The organism is Yersinia sp. 1252 StPb PI (assembly GCF_048593885.1).
GTDB lineage: Bacteria > Pseudomonadota > Gammaproteobacteria > Enterobacterales > Enterobacteriaceae > Yersinia > Yersinia enterocolitica_E.
Genome location: NZ_JAZGQE010000196.1, coordinates 1 through 7,987, shown reverse-complemented (window position 1 = coordinate 7,987; position 7,987 = coordinate 1). Strand labels below are relative to the sequence as shown.

Here is a 7,987-nt window from a genome sequence, read left to right as displayed (position 1 = left end):
GAAAAGATTATTATATAGACTCTGCGGCGGGTGCTTGAAGCTGTCTGCTTTGGGCATTGTTTGAACCAGTGCTGTAAGTGCCTTGGTAAAAACAGTTGTTGTCATAAAGCAGATAGGAAAAAGCCCCGTACTGAGGTTAATCAATACGAGGCTCCCTAATGCCGAACAACATTACGGTAGCTTCTTACCTGCTGAAAGGCAAGACATGGAGGCCAAATATGCCACAAAACTCTCTCGTTTGGTGCCTGTTGATTGTTTGTATAACAGTCTTGGCATTTACATTAATTACGCACAAATCACTGTGTGAATTGCGCTTAAAAGATGGAAAAAAAGAGGTTGCGGCCATTTTAGCTTACGAATCTGAACGGTAAGGCAATCGGGTGGGGAGTCATCCCCGCCCTTCGTTGTCAGGTAGTAGCTTTCAAGCACCCATTTACCACTTTATAAAATAAAAAAACCAGTCAGGGTGAACTGACTGGCTTGATACCCCCGAGTAAATCAGGGGCGGCATAAACTGTTATTACAGTTTAGAGGCGTTTTCAGACAGGTATTTAGCTACGCCATCTGGTGATGCGCCCATACCTGCTTTACCTTTCTCCCACTGAGCAGGGCAAACTTCGCCGTGTTCTTCGTGGAATTGCAGTGCATCAACAGTACGGATCATTTCGTCGATGTTACGGCCGATTGGCAGGTCGTTAACGATTTGGCTGCGAACAATACCATTTTTGTCGATCAGGAATGAACCGCGCAATGCAACGCCAGCTTCTGGATGTTCAATGCCGTAGGCTTTCTGAATTTCACGTTTGATATCAGCAACCATTGGGTATTTAACTTCACCAATGCCGCCTTTATCAACTGGGGTTTTACGCCATGCGTTGTGCACAAACTCAGAGTCAAAAGAAACACCAACAACTTCAACGCCACGTTTCTGGAATTCTTCGTAACGGTGGTCGAAAGCGATCAACTCTGAAGGACAAACGAAAGTGAAGTCCATTGGCCAGAAGAACAGGACGGCAGGGCGGCCGTTCAGGTGTTTTTTCAGGTTGAAGTTTTCAACGATTTCGCCGCTACCAAGAACAGCAGCTGCTGTAAAATCAGGGGCTTGACGAGTTACCAGAACCATAAATTACTCCTGTTAATAGGGATGGATTAACCAGTTGTCTTAAAAGTATCGGCACAGCATAGGTATTTAAGCGCAATGAATAAAGGGATAAATACCAATCGCTGTGATAGCTTTTACCTATCGTTACGACGTTTTTAGTTTCGTAGTCTTGCTAAGATACCCATTCTGGCAGAAAGCGCAAGTGACTTAGTAATAATAACCATACAAATAAAGATGTTTTAAGCTAGATTTGTTGGCGTTGTGCCTGCAACATCATGGCAGGATAAAACGCCCAAAACAGTTGTTCTAACGGCTGATAGTGTTGTTCTATATCCTGAAAAGAGCCAGCAAGTGCTGCCAGTTTGGGCCGCCGATTAGCCATACCTTGTAACACATCAGCTATAAAGGGTAGTTCAGCATAGCGCTCCAGCCAACGCTCCCGCCACAGATAGGCATTAAGGTGCTGAAAGCGCGCGGGTGTCTGTGGTAGATGGGGCACAATCTGGCTTTGCGCATGCTGGATAAACCCGGGCAGCGTGTAGTCCGGCACCAGTTTATCCCAATTACGTGCCAGAAAATGATCCCACAGCACATCCAAAGTGATAGGGGCAACTCGGCGGTAATCAGCACTAAAATAGCGACGTGCTTCTTTGACCAGCGGCTGCGCGTCGGTCATGACATCAACGCGGCGATGCATCATAATCCCAGCCACAATCTCAGGGGCATATTCATCCTGTGGATTACCACGGACGAAATCTGCCAGCAGATTGCCCAGTAGGGAACTGTCAGCCAGTGTGGCTAAATGGAGGTGAGCGAGAAAATTCATCTGCAAAGTATATCCCTTCTTACTTGAAGTTGCAGCGGTGTTAGCTGCCGTCATTACGCGGTCAATTTCCTGGCCCACCTCTGCGGAGCTACTGTAAGCCGTGCTCAAATCCGCATCTGGCAGATTTGCCAACTGAATCACTGGTGGGCGTCAGCTTATCGAGATGCGTTCATTTACTGCCTGGCTGCGACGACAATTATTTTGGCTATAGCAAATGACCACCAATTGTCCTTATTTCTTGCAGCCAGCCCTTGAGGGCTCTAGACTAGCGGCCTGTTTTTGTGAACCGGCTCCAATCATACTCGTGAGCCGGGTCTGTTCTGATATCAAGTGGAAAGCTATGCGTGTTGCCGATTTTTCTTTTGAGCTGCCGGAATCTCTGATTGCCCATTATCCCCAGCCCCAGCGTAGCGGTTGCCGCTTACTGTCACTGGATGGCCCGACGGGAACGTTAACGCACGGAATTTTCACCGATTTGCTGGATAAACTGACGCCCGGCGATCTGCTGGTATTTAACAATACCCGCGTTATTCCAGCGCGCTTGTTTGGCCGTAAAGCCAGTGGCGGTAAGCTTGAAGTATTAGTAGAACGTGTTTTGGACGATCATCGTGTACTGGCCCATGTAAAAGCCTCCAAAGCACCTAAGCCGGGTGCTGAGCTGCTGTTGGGCGATGACGAAAGTATTCGAGCCACGATGTTGGCACGCCATGACACCTTGTTCGAGCTGCGTTTTGACGATGAGCGGGATGTTTTTACTATCCTAAATGCCGTCGGCCATATGCCTTTGCCTCCTTATATTGACCGCCCTGATGAAGATGCTGACCGTGAATTGTACCAAACAGTCTACAGTGAGCGCCCAGGGGCAGTAGCCGCACCAACGGCCGGTTTACATTTTGATGAGCCAATGCTGGCCGCACTGCGCGAGAAAGGCATTGAGATGGCTTTCGTTACGCTACATGTCGGCGCGGGGACGTTCCAACCCGTGCGTGTAGACACCATTGAAGAGCACATCATGCATTCCGAATATGCAGAGGTACCTCAAGATGTGGTAGCTGCTGTTTTGGCTTGTAAGGCGCGTGGCAATCGTGTCGTGGCGGTTGGGACCACCTCGGTACGCTCATTGGAAAGTGCTGCTAAGGCGGCAGAGAACAGCCTGATTGCACCCTTCTTTGGTGACACCCGTATCTTTATCTACCCGGGTTATCATTATCAGGTTGTGGATGCCTTAGTGACCAACTTCCATTTACCTGAATCAACATTAATAATGTTGGTGTCTGCTTTCGCTGGGTATAAAAATACCATGAATGCATACCAGCAAGCGGTGGCAGAACAATACCGCTTTTTCAGTTACGGCGATGCGATGTTTATCAGCCGTAATCCACGGGCACCGCAAGAGACGGTTAACCCGTAAATTTTAGGTCACACATATTGTGTGATCCGGCAATAACAACATTAGACTGTTTCTCTAGTGCTGGAGGTTATGTGAAGTACGAATTACAAACAACTGATGGGCGCGCCCGTCGTGGTCGTCTTATCTTTGAGCGTGGCGTGGTAGAAACCCCGGCATTTATGCCTGTTGGCACCTATGGCACAGTTAAAGGGATGACACCGGAAGAAGTAAAAGAGACCGGTGCGCAGATTTTGCTGGGTAACACTTTCCACCTGTGGTTGCGTCCAGGTCAGGAAATCATGAAGTTGCATGGTGACTTGCATGATTTCATGCAGTGGCATGGCCCGATTCTGACTGACTCCGGCGGCTTCCAGGTATTCAGCTTGGGTGCGATGCGCAAAATCAAAGAAGAAGGGGTGATGTTCCAAAACCCGATCAACGGCGATAAAGTGTTCCTTAGCCCAGAAAAATCAATGGAAATTCAGTACGATCTCGGCTCCGATATCGTGATGATTTTTGATGAATGCACCCCCTATCCCGCGGACTGGGATTATGCCAAGCGTTCGATGGAGATGTCGTTGCGCTGGGCGGCCCGTAGTCGCCAACGCTTTGATGAACTGAACAATAAAAATGCATTGTTTGGTATTATTCAGGGTGGTGTTTACGAAGATTTACGTGATGTGTCAGTAAAAGGGCTGGTAGATATCGGTTTTGATGGTTACGCTGTGGGCGGTTTGGCGGTGGGTGAGCCAAAAGAAGATATGCATCGTATTTTGGAGCATGTTTGCCCGCAGATTCCGGCAGATAAACCACGTTATCTGATGGGCGTGGGGAAACCAGAGGATCTGGTAGAAGGTGTGCGCCGTGGTATCGACATGTTTGACTGTGTGATGCCTACGCGTAATGCCCGTAACGGCCATTTGTTCGTCACTGACGGTGTGGTAAAAATCCGTAATGCCACGCATAAGGATGATGTTGCAACGTTGGATGAACATTGTGATTGCTACACTTGTCGCAATTATAGTCGTGCCTACTTGCATCATCTTGACCGTTGCAACGAAATACTGGGTGCGCGACTAAATACTATTCATAACCTGCGTTACTACCAACGCTTAATGGCGGGTTTACGTCAGGCTATTGAAGAGGGTAAATTAGAGGTCTTCGTTGAAGATTTCTATGGCCGGATTGGGAAACCTGTTCCGCCATTAAATGCCTGATTTTAAAATTATTGCCTTTGTATTTGTAGATCTAACAGTTACGATTTACCGTTTCTGTTTTATCGCACTGATTTCACATTATTGATATTGATAACAATGAGGGAATTTTAATGAGTCTTTTCATTTCCGATGCTGTCGCATCCGCTGGGGCTCCGGCTCAAAGCAGCCCGTACTCCCTGGTGATTATGCTGGTGGTATTTGGTCTTATTTTCTACTTCATGATCCTGCGTCCACAGCAAAAACGTGCCAAAGAACACAAAAAACTGATGGATTCTATTGGTAAAGGTGATGAAGTGCTAACCACGGGTGGTTTACTTGGTCGTGTAACTAAAGTTGCGGAAACGGGTTATATCGTAATCGCACTGAACGACACCACTGAAGTGATGATCAAACGTGACTTCGTTGCTGCCGTTTTACCGAAAGGTACAATGAAGGCTCTGTAATTTTCGATTTTCCCGAAGGGAATTGCCGTGTTAAACCGTTATCCTTTGTGGAAGTATCTGATGCTGATCGTTGTGATCTTCATCGGTCTGCTATACGCACTTCCCAACCTTTATGGTGAGGATCCGGCTGTTCAAATCACTGGTGCGCGAGGAATCGCCGCCAGTGAAACAACGCTGGTCCAAGTCCGTGACGTTTTAGAAAAAGACAACATAGCGAGCAAGTCTATTGCGCTGGAGAACGGTGCAATCCTGGCTCGCTTTAGAGATCCTGACGTCCAGTTGCGTGCCCGTGAGGCACTGATGGCTGCGATGGGTGACAAATACGTTATCGCGCTGAATCTGGCTCCGGCAACACCCTCTTGGCTTGCCAAGTTAGGTGCAGAGCCGATGAAGCTGGGTCTTGACCTGCGCGGCGGTGTGCACTTCCTGATGGAAGTGGATATGGATACTGCGCTGGGCAAACTGCAAGAGCAAACGATGGATACCCTGCGCACCGATCTGCGTGAGAAAAATATCCCGTATGCCACGGTGCGTAAGCTTGATAACTATGGTGTTGAAGTGCGTTTTCGCGACGATAAAACCCGCGATGATGCCGTCAGCTACCTCTCTTCTCGCCACCGTGATCTGGTCATTGGCTCCAATGGTAGCAATACCTTAAAGGCAGTGATGACGGATGACCGTTTGCGGGAAGCGCGTGAATATGCAGTTCAACAAAACATTACTATCCTACGTAACCGGGTTAACCAGTTAGGTGTAGCCGAGCCGTTGGTTCAGCGCCAGGGATCGGATCGTATTGTGGTTGAATTACCGGGCATTCAGGATACCGCGCGTGCCAAAGAGATTCTTGGTGCGACGGCAACACTTGAGTTCCGTCTGGTAAATAGCAATGTTGATGCCTCTGTTGCTGCTTCCGGTCGGGTACCGGGTGATTCAGAAGTCAAAAATACTCGTGAAGGCCGCCCGGTTGTCTTGTACAAGCGCGTTATCCTGACCGGTGACCATATTACTGACTCAACCTCCAGCACCGACGAATATAACCAGGCTCAGGTTAATATCTCGCTCGATAGCGCCGGTGGTTCTCTGATGTCTAATTTTACCAAAGACAACATCGGCAAGCCGATGGCGACTTTGTTCGTAGAATATAAAGACAGCGGCAAAAAGGATGCTAACGGCCGAGCGATTCTGGTTAAGCAGGAAGAAGTTATCAACGTAGCGACTATTCAGTCACGCTTGGGTAACAGCTTCCGTATTACTGGCATTGATAACCCGGCTGAAGCTCGTCAGCTTTCCCTGTTGCTGCGTGCTGGTGCTCTGATTGCTCCTATCCAGATTGTGGAAGAGCGTACTATCGGGCCAACTCTGGGGTCACAGAACATCACCCAAGGTCTGGAAGCTTGCTTGTGGGGCCTGGCGGTATCTATCCTGTTTATGGTGATTTACTACCGTAAATTTGGTGTGATTGCCAGTACGGCGCTATTGGCTAACCTGGTGTTGATCGTGGGTGTGATGTCCTTGTTACCGGGGGCGACATTAACCATGCCGGGTATTGCCGGGATCGTATTGACATTGGCGGTAGCAGTTGATGCTAACGTACTGATTAATGAGCGAATAAAAGAAGAGTTCAGGAACGGGCGGACGATCCAGCAAGCGATTCATGAAGGGTACAAAGGTGCCTTCTCAAGTATCGTCGATGCGAACGTAACGACGCTTATCACGGCAATTATTCTTTATGCTGTGGGTACCGGTTCGATTAAAGGCTTTGCCATTACAACGGCGATCGGTGTTATAACGTCAATGTTCACCGCTATAGTCGGTACTCGTGCCATCGTCAACCTGCTTTACGGCGGCAAGCGCATTAACAAGCTGTCTATTTGAGGAGTACGTTGTGGCACAGGATTATACTGTTGAACAACTGAACTATGGCCGTAAAGTCTATGACTTTATGCGCTGGGATTACGTCGCTTTCGGCGTCTCGTTGTTGCTGTTGGTGGCATCGATTGTGGTGATGTCCACTAAAGGGTTCAACTGGGGTCTGGATTTCACCGGTGGTACGGTGATTGAAATTAACCTGGAAAAACCTGCGGATCTGGATCAACTGCGTGACACGCTGGAAAAAGCGGGCTTTGAATCGCCAATTCTGCAAAACTTTGGTAGCACCCGTGATGTGATGGTACGTATGCCACCCGCCACCGGAACTGCCGGGCAGGAATTGGGCAACAAAGTCATCTCTGTTATTAATGAGTCAGTTGATAAGAATGCTTCGGTAAAACGTATCGAATTCGTCGGGCCAAGTGTGGGCAGCGATTTAGCCCAAGCTGGCGGCATGGCGTTGATAGTCGCGTTACTGTGTATTCTGGTTTATGTCGGTTTCCGTTTTGAATGGCGTCTGGCGCTGGGGGCGGTTATCGCTTTGGCCCATGATGTGGTCATTACCATGGGGATCTTGTCGTTATTCCAGATTGAGATCGACCTGACCATCATTGCTTCATTGATGTCGGTTATTGGTTACTCACTAAACGACAGTATCGTGGTATCGGACCGTATTCGTGAGAACTTCCGCAAAATCCGTCGCGGTACGCCTTATGAAATCATGAACGTGTCTCTGACCCAGACCTTAAGCCGTACTATTATGACCTCTGCAACTACGCTGATGGTGGTATTGATGCTGTTCATCTTCGGTGGTGCGATGCTGCAAGGCTTCTCACTGACGATGTTGATCGGTGTTTCCATCGGTACCGTTTCATCCATCTACGTTGCGTCCGCGCTGGCGTTGAAACTGGGTATGAAACGTGAACACATGTTGCAGCAGAAAGTTGAGAAAGAAGGCGCAGACCAACCTTCAATCCTGCCTTAAGTTGTAAGTGGTAGTACGAAAAGCAAGCCCTGATACCGGTGTATAGCTGCTATCAGGGCTTTTTTGTTTGAGTCGCCAGACTTCATTTTTGCCATAAAAAAACGATATTAAGCCATTTCCCTCACCGCTTTATTTATTACAAACTATTTTAAACT

8 protein-coding genes are annotated in these 7,987 nt (G+C 48.3%); 6 read left to right on the top strand and 2 right to left on the bottom strand.

The window, feature by feature from the left end; genetic code table 11:
* Window positions 1–218 precede the first annotated feature (218 nt).
* Window positions 219–371, top strand: a complete 153-nt coding sequence (locus V2A85_RS20135) for a type I toxin-antitoxin system Hok family toxin (RefSeq protein ID WP_420072184.1) — start codon at window positions 219–221, stop codon at window positions 369–371.
* A 149-nt stretch (window positions 372–520) separates the two neighbouring features.
* Here the strand turns inward: V2A85_RS20135 and V2A85_RS20130 are convergent, their stop codons facing one another.
* On the bottom strand, window positions 521–1,123 hold the full coding sequence (locus V2A85_RS20130) for a peroxiredoxin C (RefSeq protein ID WP_004393160.1): 603 nt from the start codon (window positions 1,121–1,123) through the stop codon (window positions 521–523).
* 223 nt (window positions 1,124–1,346) lie between these two features.
* The gene (locus tag V2A85_RS20125; RefSeq protein WP_372559838.1) at window positions 1,347–1,928 is read right to left on the bottom strand and encodes an ACP phosphodiesterase; all 582 of its coding nucleotides are present in this window, start codon (window positions 1,926–1,928) and stop codon (window positions 1,347–1,349) included.
* 340 nt (window positions 1,929–2,268) lie between these two features.
* Here V2A85_RS20125 and queA point away from each other — a divergent pair, with 340 nt between their 5' ends.
* From queA to secF, 5 genes are all read left to right on the top strand, one after another.
* Window positions 2,269–3,339, top strand: coding sequence for a tRNA preQ1(34) S-adenosylmethionine ribosyltransferase-isomerase QueA (queA, locus tag V2A85_RS20120; RefSeq protein WP_420072183.1), 1,071 nt, complete (start codon window positions 2,269–2,271; stop codon window positions 3,337–3,339).
* 71 nt (window positions 3,340–3,410) lie between these two features.
* Window positions 3,411–4,535 carry a tRNA guanosine(34) transglycosylase Tgt gene (gene tgt / locus V2A85_RS20115; RefSeq protein ID WP_372558182.1) on the top strand — a complete coding sequence of 375 codons (1,125 nt, stop codon included), beginning with the start codon at window positions 3,411–3,413 and terminating at the stop codon, window positions 4,533–4,535.
* Window positions 4,536–4,645: 110 nt separating this feature from the next.
* On the top strand, window positions 4,646–4,978 hold the full coding sequence (yajC, locus tag V2A85_RS20110) for a preprotein translocase subunit YajC (RefSeq protein ID WP_005166605.1): 333 nt from the start codon (window positions 4,646–4,648) through the stop codon (window positions 4,976–4,978).
* A 27-nt stretch (window positions 4,979–5,005) separates the two neighbouring features.
* Window positions 5,006–6,853 (top strand): protein translocase subunit SecD, encoded by a 1,848-nt coding sequence (gene secD / locus V2A85_RS20105; protein ID WP_083160067.1) that lies wholly within the window; start codon window positions 5,006–5,008, stop codon window positions 6,851–6,853.
* Window positions 6,854–6,863: 10 nt separating this feature from the next.
* Window positions 6,864–7,832, top strand: coding sequence for a protein translocase subunit SecF (gene secF / locus V2A85_RS20100; RefSeq protein WP_083160065.1), 969 nt, complete (start codon window positions 6,864–6,866; stop codon window positions 7,830–7,832).
* Window positions 7,833–7,987: the final 155 nt, after the last annotated feature.

What these genes read in the sequence shown, in the direction of transcription:
- V2A85_RS20135 (WP_420072184.1), top strand. Translation starts at nt 219, where the DNA reads ATGCCACAAAACTCTCTCGTTTGGTGCCTGTTGATTGTTTGTATAACA.
- V2A85_RS20130 (WP_004393160.1), bottom strand. Translation starts at nt 1,123, where the DNA reads ATGGTTCTGGTAACTCGTCAAGCCCCTGATTTTACAGCAGCTGCTGTT.
- V2A85_RS20125 (WP_372559838.1), bottom strand. Translation starts at nt 1,928, where the DNA reads ATGAATTTTCTCGCTCACCTCCATTTAGCCACACTGGCTGACAGTTCC.
- queA (WP_420072183.1), top strand. Translation starts at nt 2,269, where the DNA reads ATGCGTGTTGCCGATTTTTCTTTTGAGCTGCCGGAATCTCTGATTGCC.
- yajC (WP_005166605.1), top strand. Translation starts at nt 4,646, where the DNA reads ATGAGTCTTTTCATTTCCGATGCTGTCGCATCCGCTGGGGCTCCGGCT.